Annotated in this window: 18 protein-coding genes; 11 read left to right on the forward strand and 7 right to left on the reverse strand. The window is 63.0% G+C overall.

Going from position 1 to position 22,636, the window contains the following annotated elements:
* Positions 1-34: 34 nt before the first annotated feature.
* From GC162_18285 to GC162_18305, 5 genes are all read left to right on the forward strand, one after another.
* A complete protein-coding gene (locus GC162_18285; protein MBI1370590.1) occupies positions 35-1,351 on the forward strand; it encodes a hypothetical protein in 1,317 nt (438 codons plus the stop codon).
* 225 nt (positions 1,352-1,576) lie between these two features.
* A complete protein-coding gene (locus tag GC162_18290) occupies positions 1,577-2,104 on the forward strand; it encodes a sigma-70 family RNA polymerase sigma factor (GenBank protein ID MBI1370591.1) in 528 nt (175 codons plus the stop codon).
* 11 nt (positions 2,105-2,115) lie between these two features.
* Complete coding sequence (locus GC162_18295; GenBank protein MBI1370592.1) at positions 2,116-3,576, forward strand: hypothetical protein; 1,461 nt, start codon at positions 2,116-2,118, stop codon at positions 3,574-3,576.
* 17 nt (positions 3,577-3,593) lie between these two features.
* Positions 3,594-5,126: a hypothetical protein gene (locus GC162_18300; protein ID MBI1370593.1), complete on the forward strand. Its 1,533-nt coding sequence runs from the start codon at positions 3,594-3,596 to the stop codon at positions 5,124-5,126.
* A 279-nt stretch (positions 5,127-5,405) separates the two neighbouring features.
* A complete protein-coding gene (locus GC162_18305; GenBank protein ID MBI1370594.1) occupies positions 5,406-6,200 on the forward strand; it encodes a prepilin-type N-terminal cleavage/methylation domain-containing protein in 795 nt (264 codons plus the stop codon).
* Between the two features lie 376 nt (positions 6,201-6,576).
* On the opposite strand, the gene GC162_18310 is transcribed toward GC162_18305, so the two are convergent.
* From GC162_18310 to GC162_18320, 3 genes are all read right to left on the reverse strand, one after another.
* Positions 6,577-8,052, reverse strand: coding sequence for a DUF1501 domain-containing protein (locus tag GC162_18310; GenBank protein MBI1370595.1), 1,476 nt, complete (start codon positions 8,050-8,052; stop codon positions 6,577-6,579).
* Between the two features lie 18 nt (positions 8,053-8,070).
* Positions 8,071-11,757: a DUF1553 domain-containing protein gene (locus GC162_18315; protein ID MBI1370596.1), complete on the reverse strand. Its 3,687-nt coding sequence runs from the start codon at positions 11,755-11,757 to the stop codon at positions 8,071-8,073.
* Positions 11,758-11,945: 188 nt separating this feature from the next.
* The gene (locus GC162_18320; GenBank protein ID MBI1370597.1) at positions 11,946-12,470 is read right to left on the reverse strand and encodes a hypothetical protein; all 525 of its coding nucleotides are present in this window, start codon (positions 12,468-12,470) and stop codon (positions 11,946-11,948) included.
* 264 nt (positions 12,471-12,734) lie between these two features.
* Between GC162_18320 and groL (GC162_18325) the strand changes: the two genes are divergently transcribed.
* From groL (GC162_18325) to GC162_18350, 6 genes are all read left to right on the forward strand, one after another.
* Positions 12,735-14,420 (forward strand): chaperonin GroEL, encoded by a 1,686-nt coding sequence (gene groL, locus GC162_18325; protein MBI1370598.1) that lies wholly within the window; start codon positions 12,735-12,737, stop codon positions 14,418-14,420.
* Positions 14,421-14,467: 47 nt separating this feature from the next.
* Complete coding sequence (locus GC162_18330) at positions 14,468-14,779, forward strand: co-chaperone GroES (GenBank protein ID MBI1370599.1); 312 nt, start codon at positions 14,468-14,470, stop codon at positions 14,777-14,779.
* A 63-nt stretch (positions 14,780-14,842) separates the two neighbouring features.
* Complete coding sequence (gene groL, locus GC162_18335) at positions 14,843-16,456, forward strand: chaperonin GroEL (GenBank protein MBI1370600.1); 1,614 nt, start codon at positions 14,843-14,845, stop codon at positions 16,454-16,456.
* An 82-nt stretch (positions 16,457-16,538) separates the two neighbouring features.
* Positions 16,539-17,666: a molecular chaperone DnaJ gene (gene dnaJ, locus GC162_18340; protein MBI1370601.1), complete on the forward strand. Its 1,128-nt coding sequence runs from the start codon at positions 16,539-16,541 to the stop codon at positions 17,664-17,666.
* 2 nt (positions 17,667-17,668) lie between these two features.
* The gene (gene grpE / locus GC162_18345; protein MBI1370602.1) at positions 17,669-18,208 is read left to right on the forward strand and encodes a nucleotide exchange factor GrpE; all 540 of its coding nucleotides are present in this window, start codon (positions 17,669-17,671) and stop codon (positions 18,206-18,208) included.
* Positions 18,209-18,217: 9 nt separating this feature from the next.
* Positions 18,218-18,562: a zinc ribbon domain-containing protein gene (locus GC162_18350; GenBank protein ID MBI1370603.1), complete on the forward strand. Its 345-nt coding sequence runs from the start codon at positions 18,218-18,220 to the stop codon at positions 18,560-18,562.
* Between the two features lie 120 nt (positions 18,563-18,682).
* On the opposite strand, the gene GC162_18355 is transcribed toward GC162_18350, so the two are convergent.
* The 4 genes from GC162_18355 to GC162_18370 all read right to left on the reverse strand — a co-directional run bounded on the left by GC162_18355 (position 18,683) and on the right by GC162_18370 (position 22,625).
* Positions 18,683-19,687: an alcohol dehydrogenase catalytic domain-containing protein gene (locus GC162_18355; GenBank protein MBI1370604.1), complete on the reverse strand. Its 1,005-nt coding sequence runs from the start codon at positions 19,685-19,687 to the stop codon at positions 18,683-18,685.
* A gap of 102 nt (positions 19,688-19,789) precedes the next feature.
* Positions 19,790-20,242, reverse strand: coding sequence for a hypothetical protein (locus tag GC162_18360; GenBank protein MBI1370605.1), 453 nt, complete (start codon positions 20,240-20,242; stop codon positions 19,790-19,792).
* A 53-nt stretch (positions 20,243-20,295) separates the two neighbouring features.
* The gene (locus tag GC162_18365) at positions 20,296-21,531 is read right to left on the reverse strand and encodes an NADP-dependent isocitrate dehydrogenase (GenBank protein ID MBI1370606.1); all 1,236 of its coding nucleotides are present in this window, start codon (positions 21,529-21,531) and stop codon (positions 20,296-20,298) included.
* A 131-nt stretch (positions 21,532-21,662) separates the two neighbouring features.
* Positions 21,663-22,625: a hypothetical protein gene (locus GC162_18370; protein ID MBI1370607.1), complete on the reverse strand. Its 963-nt coding sequence runs from the start codon at positions 22,623-22,625 to the stop codon at positions 21,663-21,665.
* Positions 22,626-22,636: the final 11 nt, after the last annotated feature.

Consider the following 22,636-nt stretch of genomic DNA (forward strand, 5'->3'; position numbering starts at 1 on the left):
GTCCCGATTGAGAGAACACCCGTCATGTGTTTCGATGGCGTCGTTTCCCGCCAGAAACGTCCCATCCGCCGCACATCGACGAACAGGAGGCAGAACCATGTCGATGCACCGTACCGCCCGCACCGCGCTCGCTTCGCTTGCACTCGCCGCCGCACTGGTCGCCGCGCCAGCACGCGCCGCCGTGACTGATTTGTACGTGTATCACCTGGGCGAAGCCGGATCGCTCGGCACCAACAACCGCCCCATCGACAGCGTCTCCGGCAACAACTTCACCAACAACTTCAGCACCGGCACAAGCGTCGACACCGCCGACCCCGCCCCCGGTGACTCGACCGCCGATCTGGTCGTCCCTTCCGGCAAGGGCTTCTACGGCGTCAGCACCGCCTTCCCCACCGACAACTTCGGCATCGAGCTGTGGGTCAAGACCGCCGACCTCGCTCAGAGCAAGGACATCTTCGTCACCAACTCTTACAACTCCCAGTCCCTCAAGTTCACCCAGCTCGGCACCGCGCTCGCCGCAAGCTATCAAGGCGTCTCATGGATCGGCCCCACCAACGGCGTCAGCGGCGCCGTCACCGCCAACGAATGGATCCACCTCGCCATCGTCCGCGACGGCGGCGTCTCGTCCTTCTACATCGACGGCGTCAAACAAGGCGGCACCACTACCACCGCTCCCACCACATCCGCCTCCGGCGTCCATATCGCCGTCCAGCCCGGCGGAATCACCGGCACATGGAACGGCGCCATGGACGAACTGCGCGTTTTCACCTTCACCACCGGCGCCTTCTCCGTCTCCGATCTGTCCTACATCAACGGCTCCGATTTCGCCAACGGCTCCTTCGAAGCGTCCAGCCCGCTGACGCTCAAAGGATGGTCCGCCTCCGGCAACCTCGGCCTCTCCACCAGCGAAGGAACCACCGACGGAACACACGCCCTCGTTTTCAACGGCGGAAACGCCGCCGTCAACGGGTTCGTCGAACAGACCTTCGCCACCAATCCCGGAAGCTCCTACCGCGTCACCTTCGACTTCGGCAAGTTCGGCTCCGGCGGCGGCTCCGCCGGCATCCAAACGCTCGTCTACGACTACCTCACCGGCATCGGCTCACCCTTCGTCAACGATCCCGTCTTCGACAGCACCTACACCAATATCGCCACCGAGTTCAACACCTTCTTCTACAACTTCACCGCCACCGGCTCCCTCACCACCCTTCGCTTCACGGACGCCTCCACCGGCACCATTTCCTTCGACGCCGTCCTCGACAACATCCACATCAGTCTCCTGCCCACCCCCGCCGCCCTGCCCGCCGGCCTGACGCTGCTGACGCTTCTGTCCATGCGCCGCCGCCGATGACGGTCCCGCGCCGCGTGACAAGGCCCCGCTGATCGCGCCCCGCCACATGGGGTCCATGATTCATTGACTGAGCCGGCGCGTCAGCCGGCGGCGATCGCATGACGGATGGGTCGCTCCGTTCATCCCCCGGCGCTTTGGCCGGATGCGGCACCGCACGGCGGATTCAGAAAATAGTTGCTCAGATCGATCGAAGTTGGGCTGTATAAGGGTGAAGGAATCGCACCGATGAACGATCATCCGCCAGATGCCCTGTTTGTTCAGAGCTTAATCGACTGCCAGGACCGGCTTTGCGCCTATGCCGCCGCGATGGTCGGTTCGCTGGCGATCGCGGAGGATCTCGTTCAGCAGACGAATCTGGTGATCTGGCGCGAGGCGAAACAATTTGTTCCCGGCACCGACTTCAGCGCCTGGGCCTGTCGGATTCTCTATTACGAAGTGCTCGCATGGCGCAAGCGCCGATCGCGCGAGCGGCTGGTGTTTGACGATGCGATCGTCGCCAACATCGCCGAGCAGGCCGAGCGGATTTCCGTCACCGCGCCCGACCGCCATCGCGCCCTGATCGATTGCCTCTCGAAGCTGACCGACAGCCAGCGCGATCTTCTCAACGCCCGCTACCAGTCCGACACCTCGCTCAACGACTACGCCGCGCGGATCGGCCGGCCGGTCGATTCGCTGTACCAGACGCTGCGCCGCGTGCGCCTTCAGCTTGGCCAATGCGTCGATCGGTTCCTCAATCGAGAACAGCGCGCATGAACGAGCAGCCGATGACCATTGAGCAACTGACCGCCGACCTGCTCGACGATCGACTCGGCAGCGCCGAACGCGCCGCGTTGCTCGACCGGCTGGCAAGCGACCCCGAGGCCTGCCGCGCCTATGTCCAGTTCGTCTGCACGCAGTCCATGATCGCCCGCGTCCTGCGTCGTCAGCCGACGACGCACAACCTGCCCCTGCCCCTCCCCCCGCTTGAAACACCGGCCCCGACCGCGCCGCGCCGCCGCCCTGCCGCCGCAACCGCGCTGGCCCTCGCCGCCCTCATCGCCCTCGCCGCCACGCTGATCTACTTCTTCCTGCCTTTCACTCCCCATTCCCCACTCCCCACTCCCCACTCCGACGCCCCCGCATCTTTCGCCATGCTCTCGGACGTCTCTCCCGACGCACAGTTCTCCGATGCCGAGTACGCCCTTGGCTCGGACCTGTCCGGCCCGATCCAACTCACCGCCGGCCGCGCCCAACTCATGTTCAAATCCACCGCCGTCGTCGATCTGACCGGCCCTTGCGAATTTGAAATGACCGGACCTAATCGCGGGCGGCTCACATCCGGCAAACTTGAAGCATTCTGCCGCCCCGAAGCGCATGGTTTCACTGTCGATCTGCCGAACCGCGTGCGCGTCGTCGATCTGGGCACACGCTTTAACGTCGAAATCGATCGCCGCGGGGACGCCGAGGTGCATGTCATCGAGGGCCGCGTTCAGGTGAGCCATAACCCGGCGCACGCCATCGTCGAGCCGTATGATCTGTCGGCTGGTCAGTTCGCTCGGTTCATCGACGGCCGGCTCGTCATCGACAATCGCGACCTGGCCGAAGCGCCGCCCGCTCAGGTGATCAGCATCGACTTCGGACAGGCTTCGCCCTACGAGGGTCCCGGCGTCGCCGCCCACGATGCCCGCTATTGGAACCACATGCCCACTCGAACCGCCAATCACCTCATCACGGCGGACGGCCAAACCGCCACAAACATCACCATCACCACCACCGCCGCTGTCCTCGAAGGCAGACTGCCCGGTCAGTCCATCGCGCTCTTCAACGATTACGCCTTCAATCACGAGCGTCAGGGTCCCTGGTCCATTCGACTCGACGACCTCGACGATACGCGTAGCTACGACCTGGTGATCTATACGGCGACGGCGAACCATCAGGGCTCGACCTTCACCATCGCCGGTGAATCCCGCCGAGCCGATGGCGAGCGCACCGATTCCTTCATAGAGAGCGTCAACTACGTGCGTTTCGTCGGCATTCATCCCGCCGCGGGCCGCATCGAGATCACGGTCAGCGCGCCGGACGATCACGCTTACATGTGCAACGGCCTCCAACTGATCGCCGACAGCCCCTTCGCCCAGCCACAAACGCAAGACACCCCGACATCGGATGGAACTATAGACCATCCGCGTCTGGACAAGGCCCCGACGGCTGTTCCGCCGGAGCTCAAGATCGATCCGAAGAATTGAGAAAGGATAATAGACGCATGGCAAATCTTAAACTTCGCCTCGCGGCGACGCTCATCGTCGCCCTCGCAGTCGCCCGCACGCACGCGGCGACCTATACATGGGACACCAGCCCTGGCACCGTCGGCGTCGGCAATGGCACCATCACCGGCGGCACGGGCGCGTGGAACACCACCAACGGCAACTGGACCACCGACGGCGGCGTCAACAACATCGCATGGCCCACCAGCGGCACGGACAACGATGCCGTCTTTGGTGGAACCGCCGGAACGGTCACCATCGCCGCCGGCGGCGTCACCGCCAATGACCTGACCTTCAACAACGCCTCCGGGACCTACGACATCGCGGGCGCGACCCTCACGCTCAACGGCACGACGCCCACACTCACCGTCAACGGGTCCGTCTCGGACTACATCCACTCCGTCATCGCCGGCTCCGGCGGGTTCGTCAAGGAAGGCACCGGCAACCTGACGCTCTTCGCCTCCAACTCGATCTCCGGCGGTCTGACCGTCAACGCCGGCACCGTTCAACTCCAGGGCAACGCCAGCTTCAACGTCTCGACCGTCCCGGGCACTATCACCGTCAACAACGGCGCCATGCTCGTCGTCGTCAACGGCGTCAACCTATTCTCGACCTCGTCCAACGATAGCATTTTCCAGATCAACGGCGGCGGCATCATGGAGTTCAACGAGTCCAGCACCGAAGCCAACACGACCTACTTCAAGACGGTCAACCTCAGCTCCGCCAACGGCACGCTCGCCACCGTCCGGGGCTACACCGCCATCAGCCGCCCCGACTCCGCTCTCCGCGCTCTGGCGGGGGCCAGCACCATCAACTCCACCGGCTCAGTCACCAACCTCTGGTCCGCCGGTCTGATCCTCGTCAAGACCGCCGCGCCGACCGACGTGGCCATCGACACCGCTACCGGCAATACGCTCAACCTCTCCGGCTCCATCCGCGATCTGGCCAGTTTCACCGGCGCGATTCTCGTCAAGACCGGCGCCGGCATACTCAATCTCTCCCGCGCCACCGGCAATTCCTTCATCGGCGGCGTCAAGGTCAACGGCGGCACGCTTCTGGTCACCAACACGTCCGGCTCCGCCACCGGCTCCGGAACCGTCACCGTCGCCAGCGGCGCGGCCATCGGCGGCAAAGGTATCATCTCCAACAACCTCACGCTCGCCAATGGCGCTCACTTCGTCTTTGACCTCAACTATGTCGACGCCAACGCCCTGACCGTCGGCGGCACATTCACATGGAACAGCAGCTTCGGCGTCGATGACTTCGTCGCCGCCGACGGGTCGGCCGTCAACTGGGCCTCCGTGTCCGACGGTGTCTACAAAATCCTCAACACCTCCGCCTCGTTCAACAGCGGCAACATCGAAAACTTCGGCGTCGTCAACGCCTTCAGCCTCGGTGGAGGTCGTATCGCGTATTTCTCGCAGGGCAGTCTGAATCTGAACATCGAGACCGTCGTCTCAGTCCCCGCGCCGATGACACTACCCGCCGGTCTGGGGTTGATCGGCATGCTCGCGGCGCGCCGGCGCCACTGAACTACGAAAGCTCAGGGATGACCATCCCTGAGCTTTATGAATCGGGTGTCTGCCTGCTTGCGTCGCGTCGGCGAAAGTCGATGCGACGCATTGGATCGACAGCAGCATTTTTCGTTCGGCCGCGTTCGAACACTCTGGCGGGTGCGGGTTCGACGAATCGAACCGGCGGCCGATCGGGAAGAAGCGTTCGATGAGCGCAAGCTGATCGGACGTCTTGGAAAGTCGCGATCAACGGATCGCGCGCCGCTTATTGAGCGGCGGCTATCAGGGACTTTCGCCATGCGACATCGCGCCTTTACGCTCATCGAACTGCTCGTCGTGATGGCGACAATCGCCGTGATCATCGCATTGCTCATGCCTTCGATAAACCGCGCGGTCGAACTGTCGCGCCGCACCGTGTGCGCAGCGAACCTTCATCAGTGGGGCCTGGCCTGCATCAACTACGCTGGCGATAACTCCGGCAGGTATCCCACCGCCACAGTTTGGGCCGGTTGGACGCATCTGAATCTGATCGTGGAAAAGGGTGATGTCCAATATTCGGCCGGTACGGATTACCGGGTGCTGCGGGATGCGTACGGCCTGGGCGAGAAAGCCACACGCTGCCCCAGCAGTCAGCGCGTCAAGGCGTTGGAGCCGATCATCGCCAACTATCCTCCGCCAGACAATTACCGCTGGAACCGATCGCACACCGCCATGAAGCAGTCCTACGACCCGGTGACCGATGATGGTAGACAGTATTACCTGTTCGACTATGCCTTTATCGTCAACGCCAATAATTACATTGGCGGTGGCAAGCACCCCCCGGCCCGACGCGCCAGCGACCCGCAGATCGCCGATCGCGTTCTCGTCGCCGACACCGTCGATTGGAACGGATGGGCGAACGCATGGTTGTATTCGACCTGCCACCCCGCCGCCGATGGGCTCGTGGACTGGCAGAATGTAGCTATGGCCGACGGGGCTCTGCTCAGTCAATCCCGTGCCGAATTCAACCACACGATCATGACGACAGCCCCGACGACCGACGGCTCCGCCAAGCACGGCCTTGCCTACTGGTATTGGGAAGGTGTTGACTGAGGCCACTCCGACTATCCACACACTTCCATTGGGTCATTTCACCCACTTCGCGCATAGCCATTTCGCAATTCGCGCACCGGGATGGCAAAATCGCCTCCGGTGTGCGCACGTGATTCTGTAAGTCCTTATTTAATCGCGCAGAGGACGCGCCGAAATTGCCTTGGCGGTGCGCACGGGCGCGCCCGTGCGCGCGGCAGGTGCGGATCGGGGTGGGTTTTATGGGGATGCGGAGGCATGCGAAGCATCATCGGGCGCGTGCGCCATGGTGCGCGACGGTGCGCGGATGGGTCAGAAGCACGCCGCCCGTTCGACGGGCTCACGGTAAAACCGCGGCGTCGCTGAACGGGGAGTCGGGGTGTGGATGGCGCGGGCGGGGTCAGGACATGATGGCTTCGACGGGGAAGGCGGTTTCGACGCCGGTGAGGCGTTGGTCGAGGCCCTGGAATTTGAAGGCGAGTTTTTCGTGATCGATGCCGAGCTGGTGGAGGATGGTGGCGTTGAGGTCGCGGATGTGGACGGGGTCCTTGACGATGTTGTAGGAGAAATCGTCGGTTTCGCCATGGACGAGGCCGCCCTGGATGCCGCCGCCGGCCATCCAGACGCAGAAGTTCTTGGGGTGGTGATCGCGGCCGTAGTTTTCGTGGCTCAGGGCGCCCTGGGAGTAGACGGTCCGTCCGAATTCCCCGCCCCAGATGACGAGGGTTTCGTCGAGGAGGCCGCGCTGCTTGAGGTCCTGAATGAGGGCCCATGCGGGTTGATCGACGTCATGGCACTGCTTGGGCAGATCGCCGCCGACGTTGCCGTGCTGGTCCCAACCGCGGTGGAAAATCTGCGTGAACCGCACGCCGCGTTCGGCGAGGCGGCGGGCGAGGAGGCAGTGCGAAGCGAACGTGCCGGGCTGCGTGACTTCGGGGCCGTACATCTCGAGCGTCGCCGGGGACTCGCCGCTGACGTCGGTCAGTTCGGGGACGGAGCTCTGCATTCGGAAGGCCATCTCGTACTGCGCGATGCGCGCTAGCGTTTCGGGGTCGCCGACCTGGGCGTGCAGATTGGCGTTGACCTGATCGGCGGCGTCGAGCATCCGCCGGCGCATGGCGGCGCTGACGCCCGGCGGGTTCGTCAGAAAGAGCACCGGATCGCCGGCGGAGCGCAGGGCAACCCCCTGATACTTGCTCGGCAAAAACCCGGAGCCCCACAGCCGATTGTAAAGCGCTTGCGCATCCTTTCGCCCGGTCCACGAACTGGTGAGCACCACGAACGAGGGCAGATTGTGGTTCTCGGAGCCGAGCCCGTAGCTGAGCCACGCGCCCAGACTCGCCTTGCCCGGAAGCTGATTGCCGGTGCAGATGAAGGTGATGGCGGGGTCGTGATTGATCGCTTCGGTATGGACGGTTTTAATGATGGCGATGTCGTCGACCATCTTCTTGTGATACGGCAGCAGCTCGCTGACCCACGCCCCGCTCTTGCCGCACTGCTCGAATTTGAACTTGCTGGGCGCGATGGGAAAGCGGGACTGCCCGCTGGTCATCGTGGTGAGCCGCTGGCCTTTTCGCACCGATTCGGGCAGGTCCTTGTTGTACCATTCGTCCATCTTCGGCTTGTAATCGAGCAGGTCCATCTGACAGGGCGCCCCCGCCATGAACAGATAGATCGCGCGCTTGGCCTTGGGGGCGAAGTGCGGCAGGCCGGGCAGGCCCCCCGCCGCGGACACGGTCGGCGACCCGGCGACGGACGCCTTGGCGATCGAGTCGCCCATGAGCGTCGCCAGCGCCGGCACGCCGAGCGTTACGGCGGAGCGCGTGAAGAAATGGCGACGGGACATGTACTGCCTGGTCAGATCAAAGAGGTCCATGAGGTTGACCTTTCGTGATTAGTTCTTGTTCATCGAGGCGTCGAAGCTGAACACCGTGTTGGCGACCATGGTCCATGCCGCCAGCTCGGACGGGTCGAGCTGCGCATTGGGCTTGGTCTGGCCGTACTCGATCAGACTGCGTGCGGCGCTGGTGTCGCGCTTGAACTCGGCGAGGAAATCCTTGTGAGCGTCGAGCACGATCTTCATGTCCGCCTCCGCCGGCGGACGACCGGTGAGCATGCGGACGATGTACGTCGCCCGCTGGTCGTCCGACGCCCCGCCTTCGGTCATCGCCCGCTGGGCCAGCCCGCGCGCCGATTCGACCATCTGCTCCTCGTTCATCATGATCAGCGCCTGCAGCGGCGTGTTCGTCCGCTCCCGGCGCGTGATGCACGACTCACGCGACGGCGCATCAAACGTCACCATCTGCGGCGGGGGCGACGTGCGTTTCCAGAACGTGTACAGACTGCGGCGGTAAATCTTCTCGCCGGTATCCGCCTTGAACCGCGCGGTGTTCGACGACGTGTAGCCGACCGCTTCCCAAAGCCCCGCCGGCTGGGGCACTTTCACCGAAGGCCCTTCAAAATCATCCACCAGCAGCCCGCTGACCATCAGCGCCTGATCGCGGATTTCCTCCGCATCGAGGCGGAAGCGCGGCCCGTGCGCCAAGAGCCGATTCTCCGGGTCGCGTTCGAGCAGTTCGGGTCGGGTGTTCGACGCCTGCCGATACGTCGATGACATGACGATCATCTTCATCAGCGCCTTCACGTCCCATCCGCTCTGCTCAAAATGCACCGCCAGATAGTCGAGCAACAGCGGATGGCTCGGCGGCTCGCCCTGCGAACCGAAGTCCTCGCTGGTCTTGACGAGTCCGACGCCAAAGCACTGCTGCCAGAATCGGTTGACCGTCACGCGAGCCGTCAGCGGCTGCGCCGGGTCGATGAGCCACTTGGCGAAACCCAGCCGATTGCGCGGCAGGTCCGACGCCATCGGCGGCAGCGCCGCGGGCGTGACCCGCTCGACCTTGTCGCCGTGCTGATCGTACTGCCCGCGCTTAAGCACCCACGCCTCGCGGGGCGTCGCACGCTCCTTCATCACCGGCATCGTCGGCGTGGCGGCTTCGATCGCCTTGACCTGCTTGTTAAGCTCGGCGATCTGATCGTTGAGCGGATCGACAATCTGTTGCGATCCGCTGTACACGAACCGCAGGTAGTACGCCTTGACGTCCGACGCCTGATCCGCCGACCGCTTGTCGCGCGGCATCTTGATAATCTTGCGGATGTCCTCGGGCACGTTCGCATCGTCGCCCAACTGACCTTCCCAGACGAGCTGCGACGTGCGGAAGCGATCATCGGGGGCGAAGAACGTGTTGATCCCCGCCTTGTCCCAATACACCGACCCGCCGTTCTGTGAGAACGCCCAGCCATTGAGTTTGTCGCCGGGCTTGAGACCAACCTTGTCCAGATCGACTTGCAGGCGTACCCATTTGCCCGTCTGCGGCAGCGGGCCCGCCACAAAATCCGCCGCGCCGTTGCGACCGGGCGCATACACGCCCTCGCCCCATCGCACGCGGTGCTCCCAATTGCCGTTATTGAACTGAAGCTGAACGCCCTTGGGCGGATCCTTCGGATCGAGATATACGTAGGCGAAAAGCTTGTCGCCATCGCTGAGCACAAGCGGCGACGCACCGGTGAAATAGTCCTGGTTCACCGAATCGCCCATGGCGCGATGAAGCGACCGCAGGCCGCTGAAAACGGGCTGATCCTTCGCCCCGCCCCATTGCCATGACGCGCCAATGCCCGCGAGCTTTGCGCCGCTGGGCGCGTCGTCGTCGATCCATGCAAAATCGGTCGGCTCCTGCGAAGCGGTCGTGTCGATGCCCGCTTCATCCCAGTAAGCCGTGCCGTCGTACTGTGTGAACGCCATGCCCTGAATCACGTCGCCGCGCTTCAGGCCCATCTTCCCGGCGGGGACTTCGAGCTTGACCCACTGACCGGTCGGCGGCAGTTTGCCCATGTGGGCGCGCTCGGTCGAATTGTCCTTGCCGTAGGGAATCAGATTCTCGCCCCAGTACGCCCGGTGCAGCCACTCGCCGGTGTGGTACTGAAGCATGATCTCCTTGGGCGGGTTCTTCGGATCGAGGTACACCCATGCGAAGAGCTTATCGCCGGGGCCCACGTGAATCTTCTCATCGCAGTTGTCGAAAAAGTGCTGCTGGTTGCCCTGGCTCGTCCGCTGCATCGATCGCTTACCCGAGTGCACCGGATGATCGGGGCCTTCGACCCAGACCAGCCCGTCGCCCTGCACGTTGGCGTTCCTGGGCAATTCGTCATCGACCCAGACGATGTGGTTGTACTTGAGGTCGGCCGGAAGCGACTTCTCGAAGGGATCGGTGTAGTCGATCTTCGCCACTTCCGCATCGATCTTCGCATCCAGATCCGCGGCCTGCTTGTTGAGGGCATCCATGTCACGCTGCTGCTGCTCGCTGGCGACGCGGATCACAGGAGCGTGGTCCTTCCTGTTGCCGTCCATCGGGTCGGCGTCGAGGTTGTTGAAGAACGCGAACATCGAGTAGAAGTCTTTTTGCGTGATGGGGTCGAACTTATGATCGTGACACTCGGCGCAACCGACGGTCAGACCCAGAAAGACCGTCCCCGTCGTGCTCACGCGATCGAGCACGTTGCGCACATAGAACTCCTCCTTGATCGCGCCGCCTTCGTTGGTCGTCACATGCAGGCGGTTGAATCCGGAGCCGATCAGGTCGTCGGTCGTCGGATTCTCCAGCAGGTCGCCGGCGATCTGTTCGAGGATGAAACGGTCGAAATGTTTGTTGGCGTTGAACGAACGGACGACGTAATCGCGATACGGATAGTCTTCGCGATAGTTGTCCAGGTGCAAGCCGTGCGTGTCGCCATAGCGCGCCGCGTCGAGCCAGTAGCGCGCCATGTGCTGCCCGTAATGCGGCGAAGCGAGCAGGCGATCGACGAGCTTCTCATACGCCTCGGGCGATTCGTCCGCCATGAACGCGTCGATCTCCGCCAGCGTCGGCGGCAGGCCGGTCAGATCGAACGTCACGCGTCGAATGAGCGTCAGCTTGTCCGCTTCGGGCGAATGCTTGAGCCCGTTCTTGTCGAGCCGGGCGAGGACGAACGTGTCGATCGGATTGCGCACCCAAGCCGGGTCGCTGATCTTCGGCATTGCCGGCTCGACCGGCGCGATGAAAGCCCAATGCTTTTCATACTCCGCCCCGTCGGCGATCCACTGCGTGAGCGTTTCGATCTGTTTGGGCGTGAGCTGCTTGTGCGTCGAGGCCGGGGGCATGTGATCCTTCGGATCAGTCGCGCTGATCTTGCGGATCATCTGACTTTTTTCGGGATGCCCCGGCACGATGGCGGGTCCGCCTTCGCGCTCGCCGATCGCCACGTCGCGCACGTCGAAGCGCAGGTCTTTTTTGCGCTGATGCGAATCGGGACCGTGACACTGGAAGCAGTTTTCGGAGAGGATCGGACGGATGTCCTGATTGAAGGTGATGCGATCACCGGGGTCGGCGGCGCGGGCGATCGAGCCGCCGACGAGACAGCCATACACCACAAGCGCCGTGATCCATGTGCATCGATTCAAATACATGAGCAGACCTCGACTGAGGGTTTTCGTTCGGTCGGTTGGCGGGGGACCGATTTTTCGCACCAGCATGCCCGGGCGCATCGCGATGAGGAATCGCCGATGCGTCCGTGCATCCTGGTATGTCGTTGCCTGCTGTGGTGATTTTAGCGCGAGCGCTGCGGGCTGTCCACCTGACTCGCAATAACCACCAAGGCACCAAGAACACCAAGGGGAAGTGAGGGGTCTTTACACAACAGAGCATTCCGTGGTGACCTTGGTGTCTTGCTGGTTCAGTTGTCCGCAGGGGTGAGTATCGAATCACTGACCGTTCCCGCGCGGACTACAGATGTCACGCGCCCAGTATGATCAAAATAGACGCGATATGTCTGGTCCACATAGGTTTCTTCGATATCCTCGATCGATGCATTGTCACTATTCGGAAGCGCAAAAGCGCTCGTCGGCGGCGAGTAATAGAGCACCCTGTAGTCCTCGATCAAGAGGCCGCTGTGGTCGGTCACGTGATCTGTGGTGGATGTCGGCCTCCCCAGCAAGTTCAGCACCTCGGCTTGATGCATGCCCTTCGTCACCTTGCTGAAGTTCCGCACAACCTGTTGAAATGCACGGTCGCTATTTATGTCGATTGTGATCAACATGACGAGCCATGCCAGCGCCAGCATGACGCATCCGGCCGCAGGCCACGTCTTGCGCCCGAGGCCGCAGGCCACGCCGATCAGCAGCACAATCACCCATCCGTAGCCGATCAAAGCTGCGGTCGCGAGCGACTGGATGGAGTGCCATGACATCCCGGCGGTCATGAACGGAGTTTAACACGATTCGCCCACCCCGATCGCCGCGCCCGTCATGGCAGGCACAAAACGGCGGACTGCCACGCTGACAGGTTCGCGTGGGCAAGACAGTGGGACTTAAGTCCCATCGCTTCCGTAATGCATGACTCAAGCGATGTTTACGATTGCAGTCCGGCGAGGCATGTTCCGGGGTGTCTGGCATGGGAGTTGCCCATGTCCGGTGACGTGTGACGGTATCAATAGATTCACGATCAGAACTCTGGAGACTTTTTCATGTCCAAGATTCTCGCCTTTGACGCTGAGGCACGGGCCGCTTTGTTGGCCGGCGTTCAAAAGCTCGCCAGTGCGGTCAAGAGCACGCTGGGCCCCCGCGGGCGCAATGCGGTGCTCGATAAGGGTTGGGGCTCTCCCAACGTGACCAAGGACGGCGTGACCGTCGCTGAGGAAATCGAACTCCGCGACAAGAACGAAAACATGGGCGTCAAACTCGTCAAGGAAGCGGCGAGCAAGACCTCCGACAAGGCCGGCGACGGCACGACAACCAGCACCGTGCTGGCCGAGGCGCTGTTCAAGGAAGGCCTGCGGATGATCACGGCCGGGGCCGACGCCAACGCGCTCGTCCGCGGGATGCGCAAGGCCGTCGGCACGGCGGTCGACAATATCCAGAAACTCGCCAAGCCGATCGACGCTACGGCCAAGACCGACATCGCCAACGTCGCCACCATCTCGGCGAACAATGATGCGGCGATCGGGAAGATCATGGCCGATGCGTTCATGAAGGTCGGCAAGGACGGCGTCATCACGGTCGAGGAAGGCAAGGGACTCGAAACCTACGTCGATGTCGTCGAAGGCATGCAGTTCGACCGCGGATTCCTCTCGCCGAATTTCATCACGAATCAGGACGAGATGAAGGTCGAACTCGAAAAGTGCTTCGTGCTCGTGCATGAAGAGAAGCTCGACAACGTGCAGAAGCTCATTCCGCTGCTCGAGAAGATTCAGAAGGCGGGCAAGCCGCTGCTGATCATCGCGGAGAATGTCGAAGGCGAAGCGCTGTCGGCGCTCGTGATCAACAAACTGCGCGGCGTGCTGCAGGTCTGTGCCGTCAAGGCCCCGGGCTACGGCGACCGCCGCAAGGCCATGCTCGAAGACATCGCCATCCTCACCGGCGGCACGGCGATCATGAAGGACCTGGGCATTGATCTCGACAAGGTTGAACTCGCCCATCTGGGTCTGGCCAAGAAGGTCGAAATCGACGGCGACAACACGACGATCGTCGAAGGCGCCGGCGACACCAAGGCCATCAAAGGCCGCATCGAACAGATCCGCAACGAAATCAGCAGCACCACCAGCGAATACGATCGCGAGAAGCTCCAGGAGCGGCTCGCCAAGCTCGCCGGCGGCGTGGCGCAGGTCTACGTCGGTGCGGCGTCGGAAGCGGAAATGAAAGAGAAGAAGGCACGCATCGAAGACGCGCTGCATGCGACCCGCGCGGCCGTGGCCGAGGGCATCGTGCCCGGCGGCGGCGTGAGCTTCGTGCGCTCCATCGAACATGTCGAGAAGCTCGCCAAGTCGCTCAATGGTGACGAAAAGCTCGGCGCCGATCTGGTCGCCCGGGCGCTGGCGGTGCCCACGCAGACGATCGCTGACAACGCGGGCGTCAAAGGAACCGTCGTCGTCGCCAAGGTGCGCGAGGGCAAGGGCAGCTTCGGCTACGACGCCCTGAAGCTCGAGTACGGCGACCTGCTCGACAAGGGCATCATCACGCCGGCGAAGGTCGACCGCGTCGCGCTTGAGAATGCGACGTCCGTCGCGACCCTGCTGCTGACCGCTGACTGCATCATCACCGAAGCCCCCCACGACGAGGAAGAAGGCGGCGGCGATCACCATGACCACGGCATGGGTGGCATGGGCGGAATGGGTGGGATGGGCGGCATGGGTGGCATGCCGGGCATGATGTAATTTCCCGCAATACTTCAAAGACGATTCATTCACGGAGACTCACACAGATGGCAACCAAGACCGCACCCCGCACGACGCTCAAGCCGATCGGCGACCGCGTGATCGTTCAACCCGAAGCCGCCGAAGAGCGCACCGCCGCCGGGCTTTACCTGCCCGAGACCGCCAAGGAAAAGCCGATGGTCGGCATCATCATCGCCGCCGGCCCGGGCGCGATGAACGAAGACGGCGAGCGCACGCCCCTGACCGTCAAGAAAGGCGACAAGGTCGTCTACGGCAAGTACTCCGGCAACGAAGTCGAAATCGACGGCGAAAAAGTCGTCATCCTCCGCGAGTCCGAACTCCTCGCCCGCGTCGACTAAAACACACTCATTCGGCACACCCCGCTTCTGCGGGGCGTGACCCGCTCAAAAGGATTGAACCAAATGTCCAGCAAGCAACTGCTCTTCGACGCCAACGCCGCCGTCGAAATGAAAAAGGGTCTCAATCAGCTCGCCCGCGCCGTCGCCGTGACGATGGGCCCGACCGGGCGGCAGGTCGTCATCAATAAGTCCTACGGCGGCCCCGCCGTCACCAAGGACGGCGTCTCCGTCTCCAAGGAAGTCGAGCTGCCCAACAAGTTTCAGAACATGGGCGCCAAGATGGTCAACGAAGTCGCCCGCAAGACCGCAGACAAGGCCGGCGACGGCACGACCACCGCGACCGTCCTCGCGCAGGCGATCTTCACCAGCGGACTGCGTCATGTGACAGCCGGCGCGAATCCGACCGTCCTGCAGCGCGGCATCCTCGCCGCCGCCGACGTCGCCGGCGAAGCGATTCGCGACGCCTCCATCAAGGTCAAGAACCGCGATGACCTCAAGAAAGTCGCGACCATTTCCGCCAACAACGATCCCGACATCGGCGACCTGATCGCCACCGCGATCGACAAGGTCGGCGCCGAGGGCGTCGTCGAGATCGAAGAGGGCAAGGCCTCCGTCACGACCCTCGACTACGTCGAAGGCATGCAGTTCGACAAGGGCTACCTCTCGCCTTACTTCATGACCGACACCAAGACGCAGGAGTGCGTGCTTGAAGACGCATACGTCCTGATCCACGAGAAGAAGCTTTCGAGTCTGCCGGAGATGCTCCCGCTCCTCAACAAGATCGCCACCAGCGGGCGTCCCCTGCTGATCATCGCCGAGGACGTTGAGAACGAGGCGCTCGCCGCACTCGTGGTCAATCGTCTCCGCGGCGCGCTCAATGTCTGCGCCGTCAAGGCCCCTGGCTTCGGCGACCGCCGTCGCGCCCTGCTGGGCGACATCGCCACGCTGCTGGGCGGGCAGTTCATCAGTGAAGACATGGGCATCAAGCTCGACAAGGTCGAACTCAGCGACCTCGGCCAGGCCAAGAAGATCATCGTCGACAAGGACAACACGACGATCGTCGAAGGCCTCGGCAAGAAGAAGGATCTTCAGACCCGTTGCGATCAGATTCGCATGCAGCTTGAAAAGTCCACCAGCGACTACGACAAGGAAAAGCTCACCGAACGTCTGGCGAAGCTGACGAGCGGCGTGGCGGTCATCAATGTCGGCGCCGCGACCGAAGTCGAGATGAAGGCCCGCAAGGACCTGGTCGAAGACGCCCTGCATGCCGCCCGCGCGGCGGCGAAGGAGGGCTATGTCGCCGGCGGCGGCGTCGCCCTGCTGCGTGCGATCACGGCCGTCAACGACGCCCGCGGCAAGGCCAAGGGCGATGAACGCCTCGGCTTTGACATCATCGCCGCGGCGCTCGAATCCCCGGCGCGGCAGATTGCCGAAAACGGCGGGGTCGACGGCGATGTCGTCGTCGAGACCGTCAAGGACGGCAAGGGCCACTTCGGCTACAACGCCGCGACCGGCCAGTACGAAGACCTCGTCAAGGCGGGGATCATCGACCCGGCGCTCGTGGCGCGGACCGCGCTCCAGAACGCCGCCTCCGTCGCCGCGCTGATGCTCACGACGAACGTCATGATCACCGAGCTCAAGGACGATGAAAAGGTCAATGAAGGCGCCATCGCCTGATGTCCGCAGCCGACTTCGATCTGTGAGTTGACTCATGAAGCCCACGGATTGAATCCGTGGGCTTCGTGTTCAAAGGATGACCATGCCCGCCCAGCGCGACTATTACGAAATCCTCGGCGTGGAGCGCACCGCCAGCTCCGAGGACATCAAGCGCTCCTACCGCCGCTGCGCCATGAAGTATCACCCGGACCGCAACCCGGGCGATGCGGAGGCCGAGGCGAAGTTCAAGGAATGCGCCGAGGCGTTTGAAGTGCTCGGCGATGCGGAGCGGCGGCAGCGCTACGACCGTTTCGGGCACGAAGGCCTGCGCGGCCAGGGCATGCATGATTTCCATGGCATGAACGCCAACGACATCATGTCGATGTTCGAGGAGGCCTTCGCCGGTTTCGATCTGGGCAGCATCTTCGGCGGCGGACGCGGACGTTCGGCGCGCGGGTACGATCTTGAAACCTCGATCGACATCGAACTGCACGAAGTGCTCGAAGGCACGACGCGACAGGTCCAATTCACGAGACAGGATTTGTGCGGCACATGCACCGGCTCCGGCGCCAAGCCCGGCACCACGCCCGCCACCTGCTCCACCTGCGGCGGACAGGGCAAGGTCGCCATGCGGCAGGGATTCTTTCAGATGGTGCGCCCCTGCCCCGACTGCGGCGGCGCGGGGAGCATCGTTAAGGACAAGTGCCTCGACTGTCACGGGTCCGGCCGAAAGCCGCTGGCGCGGACGCTCGATGTGAAAATCCCCGCGGGCATTCACGATGGGCAGATCATCCGTGTCGGCGGCGAAGGCGAACCCGGTTCGCCCGGAGCGCCACGCGGCGACCTGCATGTCGTCGTCCGCGTGCAGCAGCACAAGCTTTTTGAGAGGCACAACGACGACCTCGTCCTGCGCATGCCGGTCAGCTTCACACAGGCGGCGCTGGGCGCGAAGGTCGATGTGCCGACGCTCGATGGCCAGACGCTCTTGACGCTCAAGGCGGGCACGCAGCATGGGCAGACGTACACGCTTTCGGGCGAAGGTCTGCCGAATCTGCGCAGCCCGCGGCGCGGCGACATGATCGTGCAGATTCTCGTGGAGATTCCCCGCAAACTCAGCGAGAAGCAGGCCGCCCTGCTGCGCGAGTTCGCCGAAACGGAAAACAAGCAGGTCATGCCGCAGAGCACGGGTTTTCTGGATAAGATCAAAAGTTACCTCAGTGGTGATGGATAACGATGAGCGAAGAACAAACACATGACGAATCGGTGAATCCCGCGGACGACATGTCGCAGGCCCCCGCGCCCGGCGCGCCGGCGTCCGATCCGCTCGCCAAACTCCAGTCGGAGCGCGATGAGCTATACGGCCGGCTCCAGCGTGTCTCGGCGGATTACCAGAACTACATGCGACGCGCCGAGGCAAACCTCGGCGACTCGATCGCATTCGCGCGCGGCGACCTGCTCAAGCTCTTCCTCCCCGTACTCGATCACTTCGACACCGCCCTGTCGATGGCGCCCAAGTCCGACGACGGCAAGGCGCTTTATGAAGGCGTGCGCATCGTGCGCGATGAGCTGATCAAGGTGCTCGAGCAGGCGGGCGTCGAGCGGTTCGAGCCGACGGTCGGCGAGCCGTTCGACCCGCATCGTCACGAAGCGATGCTTCAGCAGAAGGCCGAGGGCGTCGCGCCCAATCACATCGCCGCCACGTTCTCGCCCGGCTACGTCTTCCGCCAGCGCACGCTCCGCCCGGCGAAGGTCGCCGTCGTGCCTCAGTCGTAAGGAACCGCCATGCCGACGTACGATTACCGCTGCGACAACTGCGGGCACGAAGTCGAAGTGTTCCAGTCGATCACCGCCAAGCCGCTCCGCAAATGCCCCGAGTGCGGCAAGAACACCTTCAAACGCCTCATCGGCACCGGCGCCGGCGTGCTCTTCAAGGGCGACGGCTTCTGGCAGACCGACTATCGCTCCGAGGGATACAAAAAAGCCGCCGACGCGGAAAAGCCCAAGTCGGAAACGAAGTCCGAAACTAAATCCGATTCCGCCGCGTCCTCCTCCGACGCCAAACCGGCCAAACCCGCCGAGTCCAAACCGGCGAAAAAGCCCGGTAAAAAGCCCAACAAGAAAGATTGACGCCCATCATCAAAGCTGTGGCACAGCCGCCCCCGGCTGTGCTTTCATATCCGCATCATTCGCACGGTCGAGGGCGGCCATGCCACAGATCACCCACGAACGCAGCCTCCAGATTTGTGATCAATCCGCCTCAAGCACCAGCCGGTAGCGCGGGCTGCCGTGTTCGAGTTTCTCGAACGCGTCATTGATCTGCGACATCTTGTAGTGTTCGGTGATCGGTTCGATCTTGTGCCTCGCACAGAAGTCGAGCATCTTGCGCACGGTCGCCGGGTTGCCCAGCGGGCTGCCCGCCAGCGACTTCTGCCCGGCGATGAGCGAGAAACCGATGACGCCGAAGTTGCCGGTGACCGCGCCGACGGTGTGCAATGTTCCGCCGCTGGCCAGCGCGCCGACGTATTCCTGCCAGTTGAGGTTGGCGTTGGTCGTGTTGATGATCAGGTCGAACTTGCCTTTGACTTTCTCCAGCGCCCCCGCATCCTTCGTGTTGACGAATTCGTCCGCCCCGAAGCTCATCGCCTCGGCCTTCTTGTCCGCGGAAGTCGAGAAGGCCGTCACTTCGCAGCCCCATTTGTCGAGGAACTTGATCGCCATGTGCCCCAGTCCGCCGATGCCGATGACGCCGACACGCGCGGTGGGAGCCAGGTCATGCTGCACGATCGGGTTGAACACGGTGATCCCGCCGCAGAAAAGCGGGCCGGCGGTTTTGGGATCGACGCCGGCGGGGAGTTTCGTGACCCAACCCCAATGCGCCCGCACACGATCGGCGAATCCGCCGTGCCTTCCGACGATGACGCCTTCGGCTGTCGCACAGAGATTGTGACGCCCGCTGATGCAGTAGTCGCAGTGCATGCACGACTGGCTGAACCATCCGAGGCCGACCGTGTCGCCGACCTTCAGATGCGGCACGCGCTCGCCGACCGCCGCGACCGTGCCCGCCACTTCGTGCCCCCCGACGAACGGATACTGCGTCATGCCCCATTCGTTGTCGCGCATCGACAGGTCGCTGTGACAGATGCCGCAGTAGGCGACCTTGATCTCGACTTCGTCAGCGTTGAGCCGGCCCGGATCGTACTGAAACTTCTGGAACGGGGCGCCCTGCTTGGGCGCGGCGTAGGCGTTGAACATCGCGGTACTCCTGTGAAAATGTTCCCACATGATACCCGCCGCGATGTGAGTTGGGCGCGAAATCTGAAAGCTCAGGGATGGCCATCCCTGAGCTTTCCGCATCTACTCGATACGCACCGGCTCGAAGATCACGCCGCTTTCCGCCTTGCGCGCGAAATATCCCATGACGTCCAGCGACCCGATGTTCTGGCGGATCATGTACGCCGCGCGGACCAGGTCGGCTTTCTGCAACTGCTCCATCGATGCTTTGGTCGCATTGAGCCGCACGCTGTAGAACGCGCAGTCTTCGTGCTGAATGAGCACGACGCGCTTCAGCTCGTGTGCCTCGACGAGGAACTTGAGTTCATCGAGGACGCCGGCCTCTTCGAGCCGCGCCGCCGAATACCCCGCCAGACACGCCGGCCCCCCCGGGAGCGCGACGCGATCATACCGCGGCAATTTCAGCCCGTTCTGCAGAAAGTCATCATACTGCTCGCACACGCGCCCGTCTGAACAATAGAGAGCCGCCGCGTGCATGCGCTTGGTGTGATACGGAAGTTTGGATTCGTATTGCATGTCGCTCGCAGGTTGAAGAAGTCCCCGCCGTAGCTCCGCGGGCTTCAGAGTTGTCATTTCATGTGCTTGATGATCGCGTCGCCGAATTCGGAGCACTTGAGCAGCTTGGCGCCGTCCATGAGGCGTTCGAAGTCGTAGGTCACGGTCTTCGCCCCGATCGCGCCGTCCATGCCTTTGATGATCAGGTCGGCGGCTTCGGTCCAGCCCAGGAAGCGGAACATCATTTCGCCTGACAGAATGACGGAGCCGGGGTTGACCTGGTCCTTGCCGGCGTACTTGGGGGCGGTGCCATGGGTGGCTTCGAAGATGGCGTGGCCGGTGTGGTAGTTGATGTTGCCGCCGGGGGCGATGCCGATGCCGCCGACCTGCGCGGCCAGGGCGTCGGAGATGTAGTCGCCGTTGAGGTTGAGCGTGGCGATGACGCTGTACTCGGCGGGGCGCGTGAGGATCTGCTGGAGGAAGGCGTCGGCGATGACGTCCTTGATGATGATGTCGCGGCCGTTTGCGGTGATCTTCGTCCAGGGGCCGCCGTCGATGAGTTGGCCCTTGTACTTGGTCTTGGCCAGCTCGTAGCCCCAGTCACGGAAGCCGCCTTCGGTGAACTTCATGATGTTGCCCTTGTGCACGAGCGTCACGTTGGGCTTATTGTTGTCGATGGCGTACTGGATCGCCGCATCGACGAGGCGCTGCGTGCCTTCGCGGCTGACCGGCTTGATGCCGTAACCGGCGCTGGCGGGGAAGCGCACCTTCTTGAAGCGATCCGGGAAATTCGCCTTGAGCAGTTCGCCGAATTTCTTCGCGTCGTCGGTCCCTTCCTGGAACTCGATGCCGGCGTAGATGTCTTCGGTGTTCTCACGGAAGATGACCATGTCGATTTCTTCGGGCTTTTTGACGGGCGACGGCACGCCGGTGAAGTAGCGCACGGGGCGCAGACAAGTGTACAGATCCAGAAGCTGGCGCAGCGCCACGTTCAACGACCGGATGCCGCCGCCGACCGGCGTCGTCAGCGGGCCCTTGATGCCCACGAGCAGATCACGGAACGCCGCGACGGTCTCGTCCGGCAGCCAATTCCCCGTCTGGTTGAACGCTTTCTCGCCAGCGAGCACTTCCTGCCATGCGATCTTGCGCTTGCCGCCGTACGCCTTCTCGACCGCCGCATCGAACACGCGGACGCTCGCCCGCCAGATGTCCGGCCCTGTGCCGTCGCCTTCGATAAAGGGGATGATCGGATGATCGGGAACCTGAAGCTTGCCGTCGGCGGACATGCTGATTTTGCTGGCGGTGGCCATCGCGAAAGTCTCCATGAATCGAATCTTCGGGGGTTGAAAAGACCGTAAAGATAGCCGAAAAAGATGCACCACGCAAAGATCAGCGCGTCAGCCGTTTAGCGAGGCCGCTCGCGGCCTGCTTTCACGCTCATTCACGGAACCGACCAGAGAATGACCGTCGCATCATAATTCCCGCCCGTGGCGAGCGTCTTGCCGTCGGGGCTGAACGCCAGGCACAGCACGCCGTGGTTATGCGCCTTCGTCGTCGAGCGCAGCTTGAGGTTCGTCGCGTCGTAGATCCGCAGATCGTCGCCCGCCAGCGCGAGCGTCCTGCCATCCGGGCTGAACGCCGCGGCGTTCAAGTCCGCCACCTCGCCCTCGATCTCGCTCGTCGTCCCGTCGGCGACGTTCCAAATCTGCGCCTTGCCGAATCGTGCCCATGCAAATATCCGCTTCCCGTCCGGCGACACCGCCAGCACGCTCACCTCGCGCCCCCGCCGCTCCTCCCCAAGCGTCCGCTCGATCCTCCATGTCTTGCCATCCACGATCGACACCCGCCCGTCCCGCCCGCCGAGTGCGATCATCGACCCCGCCCGCGCGATCGACATGAATTCGCCGTCGACGCGCGTCACGAACTTGTGGTCCTTCAATTGCCACACATACATTCCGTGCGGCCCGAACCCGCCCCGGCTCGGCGACATCACTTCGCCTCCCGCCCCGTCGAGCGCCATCGTCGGAAAATCCCGGTCGCCGTCGGAGAACATCGTCACCATCCGATGATCCGGCAGGTTGTACACGCGCACCTGCCTCAGCGCCGCCGCTGCGAGATTCTCCCCGTCCGCCGTGAACCCCATCGTCGCGAACGGTCCGTCGCCGTCGAAAATCGCCACCACCTTCTGATCCTCAAGCCGATGCACCCGCAGCTTCCCCACCGCCCGCGTCTCGCTCAACAATCCCTCGCCTATCGCCAGATACTTCCCGTCCGGCGAAAACGCCACGCCGTGCACCGCGTATTTCTGATCGCTGATGACGCGCTGCTGCGTCGGCCCGCTCTGCGCCGAGGCGACGCCGGCGATCCACCCGCAGATGATCCATACCCAAAGCCAATTTCGCATCAGCGATGTCC

The organism is Planctomycetota bacterium (assembly GCA_016125255.1).
In the GTDB taxonomy this organism is placed as follows: domain Bacteria; phylum Planctomycetota; class Phycisphaerae; order Phycisphaerales; family Zrk34; genus RI-421.